The following is a 16,336-nucleotide window of genomic DNA, read 5'->3' on the forward strand; positions in this document are numbered from 1 at the left end:
GATGTATCCCGAACTAGGACATATGGCACTGATATTGGCGCTTCTGCTGGCAGCCCTGCTTGCGGTGGTGCCACTGGTAGGTTCGGTCACCGGCCGGGAGCAGTTGCAGGCGTTTGCCCGGCCACTGTCAACGGGCGTATTCGTGTTTGTGGGACTGGCCTTCGGGTTGTTGACTTACGCCTTCATGACCGACGATTTCTCGGTGGCCTATGTGGCCAATAACAGCAATAGCCTGTTGCCCTGGTACTACAAATTCAGCGCTGTTTGGGGCGGCCATGAAGGGTCTTTGCTGCTGTGGATACTGATGCTTGCCGGCTGGACTCTTGCCGTTGCGGTTTTCAGCCGTCGGCTGCCTCCGGTGATGGTGGCGCAGGTGCTGTCGATCATGGGGATGATCACGATCGGTTTTCTGCTGTTCACCATTCTGACCTCCAATCCTTTCGACCGGATACTGCCCAATGTTCCCGCAGACGGTGCTGATCTTAACCCGCTGTTGCAGGATTTCGGGCTGATTATTCATCCGCCCATGCTCTACATGGGTTATGTCGGATTTTCTGTTGCCTTCGCCTTTGCCATTGCGGCGCTGATTAATGGCCGGCTGGACGCTGCCTGGGCTCGTTGGTCCCGCCCCTGGACCACGGTGGCCTGGTCATTTCTGTCCCTGGGAATCGCGCTCGGCAGCTGGTGGGCCTACTACGAGCTGGGCTGGGGCGGCTGGTGGTTCTGGGACCCGGTGGAGAACGCTTCCCTGTTGCCCTGGCTTTCGGGCACGGCGCTGATTCACAGCCTGGCGGTGACGGAAAAACGCGGCGTATTCAAAAGCTGGACCGTGTTGCTGGCCATAGTTACCTTTGCGCTGAGCCTGTTGGGCACTTTCCTGGTCCGCTCTGGGGTGCTTACTTCTGTGCATTCCTTTGCATCGGACCCGGAGCGTGGCGTGTTCCTGCTGGCGTTGCTGGGCATCACTATCGTGTCGAGCCTTACTCTTTACGCTTTCCGTGCACCGGTGGTGCATGTCCGGGCTCGCTACGCTGGGCTTTCCAGAGAGGTCTTCCTGCTTCTGAACAATGTGTTGCTGGTGGCAGCCACGCTGCTGGTGCTGCTTGGCACACTTTACCCGCTGGTGCTTGATTACCTGGACATGGGTCGCGTATCGATTGGCGAGCCCTTCTTCAGCCTGACCTTCAGCCCGCTGGCCATTGCCGCCGGTCTGATGATGGGCGCCGGTATTTTCTCCCGCTGGAAGAAAACCGATGGCGGTTGGCTCGGACGCAAGCTGCTCTGGCCGCTGGCGGTCAGCATGCTGATTACCGCGATGGTGCTGGTGGGTTACGGTGAGTTTCGACCCTGGGCCTTTGCCGGTATCTTTGCGGCTTCCTGGGTGGCGGTGGCAACCTTTTGGGACCTGTGGGATAAATCCGCGTCCCGTAAGGGCCGGCTGCACGGGCTTACCCGTCAGTCCCGCAGTTATTACGGCATGGTGTTGGGTCATCTGGGTATGGCGATCGTCATGGCCGGCGCGACCGTTGCGTCCAACTACGGCATTGAGCGGGATGTAAGGATGTCCCCCGGTGATGAGACCAGCCTGGGGGACTACCGGGTGGCCTTTACGGAAACGGGCAACCGTCGAGGGGCTAATTTCACGGCCGAATATGGTCGTTTTGAAATCCGCGACAGCAACGGTGAACTGGTGTCCGTCCAGCTGCCGGAAAAGCGTCAGTATCTGGTCCAGCGAAGCGTCATGACCGAAGCCGGCATCGACGCCGGCCTGTTCCGGGATATCTTTATTGCCGTGGGCGAGCAGGTGGCTGATGATGCCTGGGCCATCCGGCTGCAGTACAAACCGCTGGTGCGCTGGCTCTGGCTTGGCGCCATATTCATGGCGGTGGGCGGTTTCCTGGCCATTTCCGATCGTCGCTACCGGGTGAGCGACAAGTCCCGGGCCCCGGCAGCCAGCCAGGCATCCGTCGAGCCGTCCACCACGTCCGGAAAAGCGGCTGGAGCCACTTCATGAAACGGGTTCTGATGTTTCTGCCTGTCGTGCTTGTGGTGGTTCTGGGTGTTGTTCTGTTTGCCGGTATCGGCAAAGACCCCAATCGGCTGGAATCGGCCCTGCTTGGCAAGCCGGTTCCCCCGTTCAGCCTCGCCAGTCTTCGCGACGCCGATCAGACCCTTGGGCCGGACGTTTTCCGTGGCCAGGTGTCACTGCTTAACGTCTGGGGCACCTGGTGCCCCGCCTGTCGGGACGAGCACGACGATCTGCTGTGGCTGGCCCGGCAAAAGGGCGTTCGCATTGTCGGCCTCAACTACAAGGACAACCGGGACGACGCGCTTAAATGGCTTAGCACCCTGGGTGATCCCTATGCGCTCAATATCTTTGATCCCCGCGGCACTCTCGGGTTCGACCTGGGGGTGTATGGTGCGCCGGAAACCTACTTCATCGACCCCGAAGGCATTATCCGTTATCGCCATGTTGGCGTGGTGAACCAGAAAGTCTGGGATGAGAAGTTCCAGCCATTGATGGAAGAATACGGGGAAAGCGGATCATGATGCCGACGGTAAGAGCCTGCCTGATGATGGTTCTGGTGCTGTCGTCTGCGATGGCGGCGGCTCAGTCCCGGGATGTCTATCAGTTCGACACCGAAAGGATGGAGCAGCGTTTCCAGACCCTGACGGCCGAACTGCGTTGCCCCAAGTGCCAGAACCAGAACATCGCTGACTCCAACGCGCCGATTTCCGAAGACATGCGCAATGAGGTCTATCGGATGATGCGCAACGGTGCCAGCGACCGGGAAATTACCGAGGCGCTGGTTGCGCGTTTCGGCGAGTTCGTAAGATATAAGCCGGAAGTGAATCAACGCACCATCCTGCTCTGGGTCAGCCCAGCGTTGATGGTGACGATCGGTCTGCTGGTTGTGGTGTTCACGGTCAGGCGTTCCGGGCGCAAGACTGCCAACGACGACGTGCTGACCGATGAAGAACGGGCCCGGGCTGCCAGATTACTGAATGACCGCGACGAAAACGGTTCCTCATCCTGACGTTTAACCATTGACTGACTGATTTATGACACAGACCTTTTGGCTAACCGCCAGCGTGCTCATCGTGCTGGCCCTCTGTTTTATTGTGGCCCCGCTGGTTTTTCACCGTTCCGGACGCCGTGCCGCTCTGGACCTGAGAAACCAGAATCTGCTGGCTTACCGCAGCCGTCTTGACGAGCTTGACCGGGAACTGGAAGCAGGCGCGCTGGATCAGGAAAGTTACCAGCAGCTTCGGGACGAACTGGCCGCCAGCCTGCTGGACGATGTGCCTGACGCCGACCGTGGGGTTCTGGAGTCGCCGGCCATGATCAAGGGCGGAAGAAGTGCGCTGCTTGTTGTGCTTGGCTGCGTTATCGCCATTCCCGCAGCGTCGGTATTCTTTTATGAGCGCTGGGGCGCGATGGATCAGGTTGAGCAGTTTCTGGCGATGCAGGAAATGGCCACTATCGAGGGTGACCGGCGCAGCCAGATGCAGGGGCTGGCGCAGCAATTGCGGGAGAAGCTGGAGGCCAGTCCGGATAACGTCGAAGGATGGGGAATGCTCGGCCGGACCTATATGAATCTCCAGCAGTACGAAGACGCGGCCTGGGCTTTTGAACAGCTGGCCGGCAACATCGACAATGATCCCCGGCGTAAAGCCACGGCCTGGGGGTTGTCGGCCCAGGCGCTCTTCTTCCTGAATGAGGGAGATCTGGCCGGTGGCGTGTCACAGGCGATTGAAAAGGCCCGGGCGCTGAATCCGGATGAAGTGAATTCACTGGGGCTGCTGGGGATTTCTGCGTTCAGCCAGCAGAATTTCGAGAAAGCCCTTCAGTACTGGGAGCGAATTGTGGAAGTGGCGCCTGACCACCCGCAGCTTGCGGCTATCAGGGACGGCATTGATCAGGCTTATCAGCGTCTTGGCAAGGAGCCACCGGCGGCATCCGGGGATGACCCGGCAAGCTCGGCGGGCGTAACGGTCAGAGTGGAGCTTGATCCGGCGTTCGAGAATGCGGTTGCCGACGATACGCCACTGTTCCTGTTTGCCCGATCGGCAGACCAGGCCGGCGGGCCGCCTCTTGCGGTGGCGCGGCTGACCGCAGGGCAGTTGCCTGCAGTCGTTCGCCTCGACGACCGCAACGCCATGTCGCCTCAGGCCAGTATTTCAGGGGCTGAGGCGGTGCGGGTTCAGGCCCGGCTCTCGCCATCGGGCAATGCCATGCCCCGGCCCGGCGACTGGCAGGGGCAGGTGGCAGACCCGATTCCGGTGACGGCTAATGAATCCGCTCCGGTGACTCTGGTGATCGATACCCAGCTGACGAACTGACCGGCTTAACCCGCGTTCAGTTCATCAGGGTAGAGCGCCGGCAGTGGATTACGGGCGGCCGGTCCGGTTTTCATTTGTTGTCGGCAGTCTGTCAGGGCGGTGACCAATGGTTCGCTGTGCCACTGTTCGGCGTCTGCTCCATTCTGGCTGAAGGTTATGGCCTGCAGCCGCCTCATCTCACGTTCCACCTGCTCGCTGCCCAGCAATTGATACACCTCTTCCAGACTGACGACGGTGCGCTCCGGATAGCAATGCTGGACCCAGCGCACCAGATGCCCCGAGGTTTCCGGTGCGCCGGCCCTGGCTGATTCCCACAGCACCCTGAAAAGGGCTTTTTCGGACTCGTCACCTGCTCTGGCTGCGGGATCGGCGGGCGTGCTGGTTTGCCTTGAACGCCACCACCAGATCAGTGCCGTCGCTATCCAGCCCGTCAGCAGGATCAGTGCGAGGACCTTCCAGGTCCAGGCAGCGTCGGAGGCTGCTCCGGTTTCAGGCATGGTTTGCGGATCGGTTGTGGAGTCGCCGGCTGCTTCGTTTTCCGCAGGCTCCGGTGCGGGTTCCGGCGGGCTCGCTGCCTGACCGGCGACCGGCTGGACGGTAAATCGGTGGGCCGGAATGACGGCCATCTTCTGGGTGTCTGTTTTGGTATCCCACCAGGGAATGCGAATTTCCGGAAGTGTGACTTCGCCTGTTTTGACCGGTACCAGGGCGACGGTCTGCTCCAGCTCGGCGGTCAGACCTTCCTCGGTGGGAACTGTTGTACGCTCGGGGGTTTCTGGGTAGGCCCGGATTCCCTCCGGCGTTTCATTGCTGAAAGGCGGCAGGGCGGCGGCCGGCAGGCCCTCGGCGCTGAGGGTCAGGGTGCGCGAGAGGTTCTGTCCCGCGTCAATGACCCGTTCATTGGTCAGGCCGGATTCGGACAGCGTGAGTCGGGTGGCCGGTAGCCAGGTCTCGCCGGTGAAGCTGTCCGGAATATCTTCAACCGGTACCGGGAAAAGCTCTTTGCTGTCACGAAGGAATCTGAGACGCCCTGCGGCGTCCCTGGTCTGCCCCTCAAAGCGGATGGCCGGTATGTTCAGCTCCCCCGGTTGCTGGGGGAAGATGGCGTAGCGGCGCTCGACAACCCTGTAGCGCACGCCATCGCGATAGCGGTTGTATTCGGTCTGCTTACCGAGGGTTTCGATGATGGCATCCGGGTGCGAGGGTTCCGACAGTTCGCCGCGAACCATGCTGCCATTGAAAAAGAGTTTGACTGTCAGCACCAGCTCTTCCTGTACGTAAACGCTGGCTTTGTTGGTGGATAGCTCGATAAAGCTGTCGCGCGCGCTGTTGGCCTGATCCGGTGGCGTGCCATCCACCACTTCAATGGTGACCGGCTTGGACTCGGCGCCCCGGAACTCCAGTGGAGGAATGGTCAGTTTGCCGGTCTGGCGGGGGGCAAGCTGGTAGGTCCAGGTGACTTCTCCCACCATGTCGCCGTTTACGGTGCGAATGGAATAGCGCTGGTTCTGGCCGAGGATATTGAAATCCCCCTCGACCTTTTCAATATCCGGCTGGGGCAGGCTGGAGGCATCGAAATCAAACAGATTACTGAGGTTCAGGTCGATCTCCATGCTGCCCTTGACGGTCAGGGTAAGCACCTCGCCCTCATAGAGCCGCTTTCGGTCCGGGTCTACCGACAGGGAGGCGGCACTGGCGCTGTTGAGCACTGCCCAGAGAATCGGGATCAGAACAAACGGAAAAACCAGCCGGTTTACCATGGTGTGTCGCCCTCGTCGGTTGGTGTGTTCCTTTGCTGATACTGCTGAAGAAATTTTCGCCGCAGCAGGCCACCGGGGTCGTCGGGAATACGCCTAAGCCACTGTTCCTGTCCCTGGCTCAGGGGTGCTGTCTCGAGTTCAGCCGGCGCCTCGGCCGCTGACTGCTGACCGTCCTGCTCCCGGGCATCGCTGCCGGCTGATGGCGGTTGCTGATCTTCCTGTCCGGAGGCCTCGTCCTCTGCAGATTGCTGACCGTCGCTTTCATTTTGTTGCTGGCCTGAGGGTTGTTCGCTCTGATCCTGTCCGGGCTGGCTCTGTCCGTCCGACTGGTTGTCAGAGTCCTGCTGATTCCCGTCTTGCTGCTGGCCAGAAGGATCGCCGGATTTATCCCCTTTTTCACCGGACTGGTTCTGCTGTTGTTGCTGTTGTTCTAGCAGCTGTTCAACCAGGTTCCGGTTGAAGCGGGCATCCTCATGTTCGGGCTGTTGTTCAAGCACTCTGTCATAGGCTTTCAGGGCTTCTTCCAGCTTGCCGGCCCGGGCCAGTGCGTTTGCCCGGTTATAGAGGGCATCCCGGGCGTCGCCATTGGCAAAGGCTTCGGCAGCGCGGTCGTAATCACCGGAACGATAGAGCGCACTGCCGCGCAGATCCGGGTCTTCAAGGTCGCGGGCCGCCTGTTCCGGATCTTTGCGGATCATTTCCGGGGCTCGCTGGTCTTCCCGCAGCCACAGTTGCTCCCACGACTGGGCCTGGGCGGGCCTGGGTATCAGCGGCAACAGGGTGAACAGCACCAGAATCATGGCCCCGCGACGCCAGCCCAGCAGCGCCAGGGGAATGACAAGCCACAGCAGCCAGTAGCCGTCGTCCTGCCAGCGATTGACGGTAAGTTCCTGTTCGCTCTCGCGCCAGTCCTCCGCGTCTTCCGATCGCAGCTCCAGTGCTCTGATGTCGGCGTTGTTGATGGTTAGCGTGTGGCTGCGGCCACTGCCTGCGTCAGCCATCTCCTGCATGGATGCCGGGTCGGCCCGGGCAATAACCACATCGCCCTGGTCACGGATGAACCCACGATCCGCCAGCGGGATGGGGCCTCCCTCTGTGGTACCCACCACCAGGGTACTCAGGGTGTAGGGGCTGTCGGCCAGCAGGGTACGGATGTCATCCTGATAGCGTTCGGCTACATCGTCAGCAACCAGCAGCAAACGGCCCTTGCCGGGGGCGCCCTGTTGCAACAGCTCGAGCCCGCTGCTGACGCCCAGGTCAGCGCGGTTGCCGGTCGCCGGCATGATCACCGGGTTCAGTGCACCCAGCATGCCTTCGATGGTCTGGCGGTCGTCGGTCAGGGGGGTAACCACATGGGCATCGCCGGCGTAGACCACCAGCGCTGTCAGGCTTCCTTCCCGGGCTTCAAGAATGTCGCGGATCTTGCGTTTGGCAACCGTCAGGCGGTCCGGTTCCTGGTCGGTTGCCAGCATCGACAGGGACAGATCCAGTACGATCACCAGGCTGTCGTCCTGTTGCTGCAACGGCGTCGGAGCCTGGCGCCAGGACGGCCCCGCGAGGGCGATTGCCAGCAGGGTAATGGCGGCTACCAACGGAGCCGTTGGCGAGCGTGCCCCGGCCCCCTGGCTTCCCGATGAGCGGATAAGCGGTGTCAGTAACTGTGGCGGAATGATGCGGCTCCAGCCGCTATCGCTGTTGCGGAACTTCCGCAGTACCAGGGGAAGCACCAGCGCGGCAATCAGAAGCAGTAGCCAGAGCGGACGAACGAAATGGAAATCAGCCATGCTCCCCCCTGCGGTTCTCAATGGCGTTGGCCCTGGTCATAATGAGCGCCCGGCCGGCTTGGAGAATCAGCCAGATCAGAACGGCCAGGCCCGCCGGCCAGAAGTAGAGTTCGGTGACCGGGCGATAGCGCTTGCCCTCAAGCTCGATGGGCTCAAGCTGGTTGATGCTTTCATAGATCATTTCCAGTTCCGGCAGGCTGCGGGCCCGGAAGTACTGGCCGCCGGTCTGCTGGGCCATGCGTTTAAGCAGGCCTTCGTCCAGGTCCCGGGATGGATTGACCCGACGTGAGCCCAGCAGGCCGCGCTGTACCATGGATTCTGCGCCAATGCCGATAGTGTAGATCCGCACGCCGGCGGCTTTGGCGATTTCGGCCGCCTTGTCCGGAGGAATCTCGCCGGCGGTGTTGGCGCCGTCTGTCAGCAGAATGACGACCCGCTGATCCTGGGGCCGGTTGCGCAACCGCTTGACGGCCAGGCCAATGGCATCGCCGATGGCGGTGGCACGGCCGGCCATGCCGATGCCGGCTTCATCCAGCAGGGTCTGTACCGTGCCCAGATCAAAGGTCAGCGGTGCCTGTATATAGGGCTGGGTGCCGAACAGTAACAAGCCAAGCCGGTCCCCCTTGCGGCGCTCGATAAAGTCGTCCAGCACCACCTTCACCGCCTGCAGACGGTTGATGCTCCGCCCCTGAATGACCATGTCCTGTTCGTCCATGCTGGGGGAGATATCCACTGCCAACAGCAGGTCCCGACCGCTGACCGGTAGCTGAACCTGCTCGCCCACGTATTGCGGACGCGCCAGGGCGACGATCAGCAGCGCCCAGACAGTGAGTAGCAACAGGGTCTGAAGCAGAGAGGTGCGGTTGCCGCTGCGGCTGACCCCCGGCAGATCCGACAGCCAGTGGCCGGTGGGCAGTATCGGCGCCTCCACCGGCTGGGCGCGGCGTTTGCGGGCACGCAACAGCAGTGGCAGGGCGATCAGCAGCAGCAACCATGGGTAGGCGAAACTCAGCATTTTTTCCCTCCCATCCAGAGCCGCGCGAAACGGATGGCGTCATCGGGAGAGCAATCCGGCGTCGCCTGATAGCAGCTTTGCACCATGGCCGTGACCGTCGGCCGTGAGGCAATGCGGTCCTTAGGGCTGGTTTCCAGCAGAAAGTCGATCCACTCGGCGCCCGATAGTGCCTCCGGGTGCCGGTTTGGATAGCGGGCCATGGCGGACTGTTTCAGCAGCCCGTTAAGCTCACTGAACCATTTCGCCGTAACCGCGGCGCGATTGGCAAGACGGTCCAGATCGCGGTTGGCGATCCGGTACCAGGCATTTTTCTGGCGACGACGGCGAGCCCACAGGGCGAGGGCAAACACCAGGGCGATAATAACCAGCAACAGCACCCACCAGCCCGGCGCCGGTGGCCAGAAACCGCCGGGCTCGGGAATATGGATGTCTCTGAGTTTGCTCAGCGGGTCCTGTTCCATTGCTATTCCACAAATTTGTCGTTAGCCAATGTGTCCTCGTGGGCCTAGCAGAGCCTGCAGTGCCACCGCGGGTTCGTCGCCGGTCATGACCGTGGCCGGTCTTACGCCGGCGGTGCGAAAGCACTCCGTCAGCTGCGCGTTGTGCCGGCCAACCTTTTCGGCATAGGCGCGCTGGAACCGGGGGTTGCTGCCGTCAAACCAGACCGGTCCGTCTTCCCCGGCGATGGCAAAGCGTCCGGATTCTGGCAGCTTCTCTTCCAGCGGGTCCATCACGCGCAGTGCACTGACCGAGTTGTGGCCTGCCAACGAACCCAGAAGCCGTGAGGTATCGTTGCTGATATGCATGAAATCGCTGATGACGAAGATCCGGCTGCCGGTATGGGCGACCCTTCTGGCCTCGCTCAGAGCTGTATCCAGGTTGGCCGCCGGGGCATCGGACGGTCGTTCCGTGGCTTGCTGGCTGCCGATGCGTTGCAGGCTGGCCAGGGTGTCCAGAAAACGCAGCACCGACTTCTTGCGCCTTGCCGGCCGCTGGACCGTCAGGGTATTGCCATCAAAGACAATGCCGCCAACCTGGTCGCCGGACCATAGCCCGAGCCAGGCCAGGATGCCGGCCAGTTGCGCACAGCGCACCTGTTTATAGGCGCCGGTGCTGGCAAAAAACAGCGAGGGCCCCAGATCGCAGAGCAGCAACACCGGGCGCTCCCGTTCCTCTTCATACAGTTTGGTATGGGGCGACTGCCGGCGGGCGGTGACCCGCCAGTCAATGCTGCGGATATCGTCCCCCGGCTGGTACTGGCGTACCTCGGCGAAGGCCATGCCGCGGCCCCGGCGGGGGGATCGCTGCAGCCCGGCCTGCCGGGAACGTACCGGCTTGGCCGCAGGCAGTTTCAGTGCCCGGGCGTCGGCCTGCAGTCGGATCAGTTGCGGCAGCGCAATGTGGGTGACCGGCGGAGCGAGTGTCATGGTCGCGTCCGTCAGGCGGTTACCGGTACGTGGGCAATCAGGCGCCGGATAATGGCGTCTGCGGTCATGCCCTCGGCTTCCGCTTCAAAGGTCAGGAGAATCCGGTGCCTGAGTACATCAAAGGCAACGGTACGGATATCGTCGGGGCTGACGTAGTCACGGCCGTCCAGCCAGGCATAGGCGCGTGCGCAGCGGTCAAGGGCGATGGTACCGCGGGGGCTGGCCCCGAAGGCCGTCCATCGGGCAAGTTCGGGATCAACAGACGCTGGTGCCCGTGTCGCCAGGACCAGAGCCAGCAGGTACTGTTCGACCGGCTCGGACATGTAGATGTCCGCCACTTCATTGCGGGCCTCGAACACCTGGTTGGCCGACACTTTTACCTGGGCGGCGATCTGCCCGCGACGGAAATCGTTCCGGGCCAGGTGCAGAATCGCTTTTTCCGACGCGGCTGAGGGATAGTCAATCACCACATGCATCAGGAAGCGGTCAAGCTGGGCTTCCGGCAGGGGATAGGTGCCCTCCTGCTCGATCGGGTTCTGGGTTGCCATGACCATAAACAGGCGATCCAGCGGAAAGGTGCGCATGCCAACACTGACCTGACGTTCGCCCATGGCCTCCAGCAATGCTGACTGAACCTTGGCTGGGGCGCGGTTGATTTCGTCTGCCAGCACCAGGTTGTGGAAGATCGGCCCGCGCTGGAATTCGAACTGCCCGGTTTCGGCCCGGTAGATTTCACTGCCCGTGACGTCCGAGGGCAGCAGGTCCGGAGTGAACTGGATGCGGTGGAAATCGCCTTCCAGATGATCCGCCAGGGCTTTTATCGCGGTGGTTTTGGCAAGGCCCGGTGCGCCTTCCACAAGCAGGTGGCCATCGGCCAGGAGGGCGATCAGCAATCGGTCAACGAGTTTTTCCTGGCCGATTATCCTTTTCGCTAACTGAGTTCTCAGGTCGCTGAACGTATCCTGTAACGCCATGGGTGATGTTCACTCCGGTGCAGAGACTGTTTTCGTAGGTAGATGCCGCAGTTTTCGCATCTGGCCAGCAAAAATCAAGGGTTTGACTATCCTTAGGTGACAGTTCGTCGATTACGTTTATTTCACACTGCCAGAGGTTGACTATGAATGCGCTGACAATCGCCAGCAAGGAACAGTTTTTCCAACAGCTGGACGAGGCATTCGCAGAAAAAATTGCGAAGACAGAAGCGAAAAAAATTACCGAGTTCGCCAAGCAGCATTTCGCCCACACACCTCTTGAAGAATTGGCCAGTCGACGATTCTCCGACACCTACGGCGGTATTCTTTCCGGCTGGCAGTTTCTGCAGAAGCGGGAAAAATACGAGTCGCCCGTGTCGGTCTTTAACCCTGATCTGGAAAGTGACGGATGGCAGTCGACCCATACCGTGATCTTTATCCTGCATCCGAATATACCGTTTATCATCGACTCCCTGCGCATTGCCATTAACCAGCGGGAGATCGGAACCCACTCGATACAGCATTCCATCCTGCAGGTGCAGCGGGATGAGCAGGGCAAGTTGCTCAAGGTCTATCCGCCCAAAAAGAAGGTTGAGAACACCGAGCACGAGGCCTTTATTGTGCTCGAGATTGATCGCCACAGCAGCCAGGACGATCTTCACAATCTCGAGGAGATGATCCAGACCATTCTTCATGAAGTGCGTATCGCCGTGCACGATTTTCCGATCGTGACCGAGAAGGTCAACGAGATCAGCAAAGAGCTGGACGGTATCGCGGCTAAAATCGACGATGAGTACAAGCAGGAAGCCAAGGCGTTCCTGGAATGGCTGGTCAAGGATCATTTCACCTTTCTTGGTTACGACGAATACGACTTCGTCAAAGACAAGAAGGGCCTGGTGGTTCGGCGGGTGGAAAACTCCGAGCTGGGTATTCTGCGGGTCAACAACGAGCGGCCGGATATGGTGCGTCTGAACGAGCTGCCCCAGCGCACCCGCCATGAGATGACCCGCACAGACGATATTTTCATTTTTGCAAAATCCGCCCAGCGCGCCCGCGTCCACCGTCCGGCCTACCCGGATTACATCGCGGTGAAAAAGTTCGACAGCAAGGGGGAGGTTGTTGGCGAGAGGCGGTTCCTCGGCCTTTACACCTCACGGGTCTATAACGAGCGTCCGGACGAGATCCCGCTGCTGCGGCGCAAATTCCAGACCGTGATGCGCCGCTCCGGCTTCATGCGGGACGACTATGCGGGCAAAGAGCTTGACCAGATTCTGACGGTCTACCCCCGGGATGAACTGTTCGAGATCGAGCCGTCGGATCTGTTGTCGGTGGCCAAGAACATTCTATATATCCAGGAACGTCGTCGCATCGAACTGTTCATGCGCGAGGACGTCTACGGGCAGTTTGTCACCTGTCTGGCGTTCTTTCCGCGGGATATCTACAACACCGAGCTCCGGCTTAAAGTGGAGCAGGTTCTAGTGGATGCACTGGACGCGGAGGACATCGAGTTTGTCACGCATTTCTCCGAGTCGGTTCTGGCGCGGGTGCAGTTCACCATTCGTGTGCCCCAGGTCGAGAACCGTCAGATCCCCTTCCAGGAGATACGGGAGAAGGTCATCGCCTTGGCGCAGTCTTGGCGTGACGGGCTGCTGGAATCCCTGAACGAGTCCTATGGCGAAGAGCAGGGCAACGAGCTCTATCGGCTCTACGCCTCGGCTTTCCCATCCAGTTACAAGGACATGTTCTCACCCCGGCGTGCGGCCATTGACGTGGACCACATTGCCCAGGCGACCAGAGAAAAACGCCTTACCATGAGCTTCTACCGGGCTCTGGAAGAGGATGAAAGCACGCTTCACTTCAAGCTGTTTTTCCCGGACGAAACTCTCCCGCTTTCGGATGTTATGCCCATTTTCGACAACCTGGGTTTCCGGGTCATTGGCGAGCATCCGTTCGAGGTGAATGATCGCAACGGCAAGGTCGTGTGGATTCACGACTTCACGCTTCAGACCACCGGCGGAACGGTTGTCGATATTCACCGTATCCGCCCGATCTTCGAGGATCTGTTCAGCCGGGTCTGGTACGGCGACGCCGAAAACGATGCCTTTAACCGCCTGCTGCTGTCCTCCTACATGAGCTGGCGCGAGATTGCGCTGTTGCGCACCTTTGCCCGTTACATGCGCCAGATCCGCGTGTCCAATAGTCAGACGTTCATTTCCAACACCCTGGTTCATCATGTGGATCTGGCCCGCCTGCTGCTGGAGTTTTTCGAGGTTCGCTTCAACCCGGAGCGGTACCAGAGCCCGGGTAAGAGCAAGGCAGCGCAGCAGAAGCTGGAAATCGAGTTCAACGCCGGGCTTGATGAGGTGGAAAACCTCAGTGAAGATCGGGTTCTGCGGCTGTTTATCGAGTTGATGCAGGCAACCCTGCGCACCAACTACTATCAGCCCGACGCTGACGGCGGCAACAAACCTTATATCAGCGTGAAATTCGATCCTCACCAGATTCCGGACGTGCCGCTGCCATTGCCCATGTTCGAGATCTTTGTCTATTCACCGCGGGTGGAGGGCGTTCACCTGCGGGGCGGCAAGGTTGCCCGTGGTGGCCTGCGCTGGTCGGACCGGTTTGAGGACTATCGCACTGAAATACTGGGGCTGGTAAAGGCCCAGCAGGTAAAAAATGCGGTGATCGTGCCGGTTGGTGCCAAGGGCGGCTTTGTGGCCAAGCGGTTGCCGGACATGTCGGATCGCGAGGCCTTCCAGGCTGAGGGTATAGAGGCCTACAAAACCTTCATCCGGGGCCTGCTGGATATAACTGATAATCTCGTCGATGGTGGTATCAAGCCGCCGGAATCAGTGATTCGCCACGATGAGGACGATCATTACCTGGTGGTTGCCGCAGACAAGGGCACGGCCACCTTTTCGGATATCGCCAATGGGCTGGCCGCTGAATACGGGTTCTGGATGGGAGATGCCTTCGCGTCCGGCGGTAGCAACGGGTATGACCACAAGAAGATGGGCATCACCGCCCGGGGTGCCTGGGTCTCGGTGGAGCGTCACTTCCGGGAGATGGGTATCAATCCAGCGCTGGATGAGTTTACCGCCATTGGTATCGGTGACATGGCTGGCGACGTATTCGGCAATGGTCTGCTGTCTTCCGAGAAAACCAAACTGGTGGCCGCATTCAACCATATGCACATTTTTGTGGATCCTTCGCCGGATCCGGAGAAAAGCTACAAGGAACGCAAGCGCCTGTTTGAGCTGCCTCGCTCATCCTGGACCGACTACGACACAAAGCTGATTTCCAAGGGCGGCGGCGTGTTCAACCGCAGTGCCAAATCCATTCCGGTCAGCCCGGAAATGAAAAAACTGCTGGGTATCAAGTCGGACCGCGTGCCACCGAACATGCTGATCAGCCACATTCTTAAATCCCAGGTGGATCTGCTGTGGTTTGGTGGCATTGGCACTTACGTCAAGGCGAAAACCGAGAGTCACAGCGACGTGGGGGACAAGGCCAACGATGCCCTGCGGGTCGATGGCAGCGAACTGCGCTGCAAGATTGTTGGCGAGGGGGGTAACCTGGGCATGACCCAGCTTGGCCGCATCGAATTTGCCCTGCGCGGCGGTCGTCTGAACACCGACTTCATCGATAACTCCGGCGGTGTCGACTGTTCTGACCACGAAGTGAACATGAAGATCCTGCTCAACCAGGCCGTGGCCATGGGCGACCTGACGGAAAAGCAGCGCAATCAGATGCTGGAGGAAATGACCGACGACGTTGCTGCCCTGGTGCTGAAAAACAACTATCGCCAGGTCCAGGCCATCAGTATTGCCAGTGTTGGTGCGGCCACCCGGCTGGAGGAATACCGGCGGCTGATGAACACCATGGAAAGCGAGGGCAAACTGAATCGCAGCCTGGAGTTCCTGCCGGACGACGAGACCCTGACCGAGCGCAAGCTCGACAAGAAAGGCCTGACCCGGCCCGAGCTCTCTGTGCTGATTTCCTACGTCAAAGGCGACCTCAAACAGACGTTGATCAACAGTTCATTGCCGGACGATCCGCTGTTGGCCGGCGAGATGTACAAGGTGTTTCCCCAGGATCTGACCCGGAAATTTTCAAAAGAGCTGGGCGAACACCAGCTGCGCCGGGAGATCATCGCCACCCAGATCGCCAACGACATGGTCAACCACATGGGGATTACCTTTGTGGAGCGGCTGAAGCAGTCCACCGGTGCTGATGCGGCATCCGTGGCATTAGCCTGGATTATTGCCCGTGACGTGTTCCGGCTGGATACCTGGTGGGACAAGATCGAGTACCTTGATTACTTTATTCCCGCGAAGCTTCAGATCGAATTGATGAATGATCTGAGTCGCCTGATTCGCCGTGCCGTGCGCTGGCTTCTGCGTAACCGTCGGGCGGAACTGAGTATTCAGAGCCATATGGAGCGGTTTGCTGACAATGTCTGGATGATTACCTCCGATCTGCCAGAGTACCTGGGCGAGCATGCCCGGGACGAGTGGAAACGCCGTCATGATGAACTGGTTGCCGAAGGGCTGCCTGAGGAACTGGCGTCAGTGGCTTCCGGAACCAACTATCTCTATTCATCGCTCGGCATTATCGAGGCCCACGAAGCCACCGGCATGCCGCTGAAAACCGTGGCCAATCTCTACTATGACCTAGGCGACAAGCTCGATCTGAACTGGTTTGCCCGGGCTATTGCCAACCTGGTTCCCGCTTCGCACTGGCAAGCCCTTGCGCGGGAAAGCTTCCGTGAGGATCTGGATTGGCAGCAGCGGGCCCTGACGACCGGGGTGCTGCGGATTGCGGGCAAGCCGGATGACGTTGGTGTGTGTGTCGACGGCTGGATGAAGCGCCACGAATCGCTAGTTCATCGCTGGAAAACCATGCTGGCCGAGCTCAAGGGTGTGCGGGAACCAGAGTATGCCATGTTCTCGGTGGCCCTGAGGGAGCTGCTGGATCTGGCCCAGACCACGATGCATACCCAGCTTGAAGAACTGGTTGGTGAGGTCCAGTGAGC

11 protein-coding genes are annotated in these 16,336 nt (G+C 60.0%); 5 read left to right on the top strand and 6 right to left on the bottom strand.

The window, feature by feature from the left end:
* Position 1: 1 nt before the first annotated feature.
* Genes FPL19_RS12405 through ccmI form a run of 4 tightly spaced genes read left to right on the top strand, consistent with a single transcriptional unit; the run spans position 2 to position 4,344 of the window.
* The gene (locus FPL19_RS12405; protein WP_150912874.1) at positions 2 to 2,014 is read left to right on the top strand and encodes a heme lyase CcmF/NrfE family subunit; all 2,013 of its coding nucleotides are present in this window, start codon (positions 2 to 4) and stop codon (positions 2,012 to 2,014) included.
* Complete coding sequence (locus FPL19_RS12410) at positions 2,011 to 2,550, top strand: DsbE family thiol:disulfide interchange protein (protein WP_150912875.1); 540 nt, start codon at positions 2,011 to 2,013, stop codon at positions 2,548 to 2,550. The genes FPL19_RS12405 and FPL19_RS12410 overlap by 4 nt, the downstream gene beginning before the upstream one ends.
* Entirely contained in the window at positions 2,547 to 3,038 is a 492-nt protein-coding gene (locus FPL19_RS12415; RefSeq protein ID WP_150912876.1) for a cytochrome c-type biogenesis protein, read from the top strand. Before FPL19_RS12410 ends, FPL19_RS12415 begins: the two co-directional genes overlap by 4 nt.
* A gap of 25 nt (positions 3,039 to 3,063) precedes the next feature.
* On the top strand, positions 3,064 to 4,344 hold the full coding sequence (gene ccmI, locus FPL19_RS12420; RefSeq protein WP_150912877.1) for a c-type cytochrome biogenesis protein CcmI: 1,281 nt from the start codon (positions 3,064 to 3,066) through the stop codon (positions 4,342 to 4,344).
* A gap of 5 nt (positions 4,345 to 4,349) precedes the next feature.
* Here ccmI and FPL19_RS12425 read toward each other — a convergent pair whose 3' ends face one another.
* The 6 genes from FPL19_RS12425 to FPL19_RS12450 are packed head-to-tail and all read right to left on the bottom strand — an operon-like array spanning position 4,350 to position 11,304.
* A complete protein-coding gene (locus FPL19_RS12425) occupies positions 4,350 to 6,104 on the bottom strand; it encodes a BatD family protein (RefSeq protein ID WP_150912878.1) in 1,755 nt (584 codons plus the stop codon).
* Positions 6,098 to 7,888, bottom strand: coding sequence for a VWA domain-containing protein (locus FPL19_RS12430; protein ID WP_150912879.1), 1,791 nt, complete (start codon positions 7,886 to 7,888; stop codon positions 6,098 to 6,100). Before FPL19_RS12430 ends, FPL19_RS12425 begins: the two co-directional genes overlap by 7 nt.
* Positions 7,881 to 8,903 carry a vWA domain-containing protein gene (locus FPL19_RS12435; RefSeq protein ID WP_150912880.1) on the bottom strand — a complete coding sequence of 341 codons (1,023 nt, stop codon included), beginning with the start codon at positions 8,901 to 8,903 and terminating at the stop codon, positions 7,881 to 7,883. Before FPL19_RS12435 ends, FPL19_RS12430 begins: the two co-directional genes overlap by 8 nt.
* A complete protein-coding gene (locus FPL19_RS12440) occupies positions 8,897 to 9,364 on the bottom strand; it encodes a DUF4381 domain-containing protein (RefSeq protein WP_150912881.1) in 468 nt (155 codons plus the stop codon). The genes FPL19_RS12435 and FPL19_RS12440 overlap by 7 nt, the downstream gene beginning before the upstream one ends.
* A 21-nt stretch (positions 9,365 to 9,385) precedes the next feature.
* Positions 9,386 to 10,330 carry a DUF58 domain-containing protein gene (locus FPL19_RS12445; protein WP_150912882.1) on the bottom strand — a complete coding sequence of 315 codons (945 nt, stop codon included), beginning with the start codon at positions 10,328 to 10,330 and terminating at the stop codon, positions 9,386 to 9,388.
* Positions 10,331 to 10,341: 11 nt separating this feature from the next.
* Entirely contained in the window at positions 10,342 to 11,304 is a 963-nt protein-coding gene (locus FPL19_RS12450) for an AAA family ATPase (protein WP_150912883.1), read from the bottom strand.
* A gap of 143 nt (positions 11,305 to 11,447) precedes the next feature.
* Here FPL19_RS12450 and FPL19_RS12455 point away from each other — a divergent pair, with 143 nt between their 5' ends.
* Positions 11,448 to 16,334 (top strand): NAD-glutamate dehydrogenase, encoded by a 4,887-nt coding sequence (locus FPL19_RS12455; RefSeq protein ID WP_150912884.1) that lies wholly within the window; start codon positions 11,448 to 11,450, stop codon positions 16,332 to 16,334.
* Positions 16,335 to 16,336: the final 2 nt, after the last annotated feature.

This window comes from Marinobacter halotolerans, from assembly GCF_008795985.1.
In the GTDB taxonomy this organism is placed as follows: Bacteria; Pseudomonadota; Gammaproteobacteria; order Pseudomonadales; family Oleiphilaceae; genus Marinobacter; species Marinobacter halotolerans.

Bases quoted from the DNA above. Each gene is read 5' to 3' on its own strand.
- FPL19_RS12405 (WP_150912874.1), top strand. From the start codon at position 2: ATGTATCCCGAACTAGGACATATGGCACTGATATTGGCGCTTCTGCTG.
- FPL19_RS12410 (WP_150912875.1), top strand. From the start codon at position 2,011: ATGAAACGGGTTCTGATGTTTCTGCCTGTCGTGCTTGTGGTGGTTCTG.
- FPL19_RS12415 (WP_150912876.1), top strand. From the start codon at position 2,547: ATGATGCCGACGGTAAGAGCCTGCCTGATGATGGTTCTGGTGCTGTCG.
- ccmI (WP_150912877.1), top strand. From the start codon at position 3,064: ATGACACAGACCTTTTGGCTAACCGCCAGCGTGCTCATCGTGCTGGCC.
- FPL19_RS12425 (WP_150912878.1), bottom strand. From the start codon at position 6,104: ATGGTAAACCGGCTGGTTTTTCCGTTTGTTCTGATCCCGATTCTCTGG.
- FPL19_RS12430 (WP_150912879.1), bottom strand. From the start codon at position 7,888: ATGGCTGATTTCCATTTCGTTCGTCCGCTCTGGCTACTGCTTCTGATT.
- FPL19_RS12435 (WP_150912880.1), bottom strand. From the start codon at position 8,903: ATGCTGAGTTTCGCCTACCCATGGTTGCTGCTGCTGATCGCCCTGCCA.
- FPL19_RS12440 (WP_150912881.1), bottom strand. From the start codon at position 9,364: ATGGAACAGGACCCGCTGAGCAAACTCAGAGACATCCATATTCCCGAG.
- FPL19_RS12445 (WP_150912882.1), bottom strand. From the start codon at position 10,330: ATGACACTCGCTCCGCCGGTCACCCACATTGCGCTGCCGCAACTGATC.
- FPL19_RS12450 (WP_150912883.1), bottom strand. From the start codon at position 11,304: ATGGCGTTACAGGATACGTTCAGCGACCTGAGAACTCAGTTAGCGAAA.
- FPL19_RS12455 (WP_150912884.1), top strand. From the start codon at position 11,448: ATGAATGCGCTGACAATCGCCAGCAAGGAACAGTTTTTCCAACAGCTG.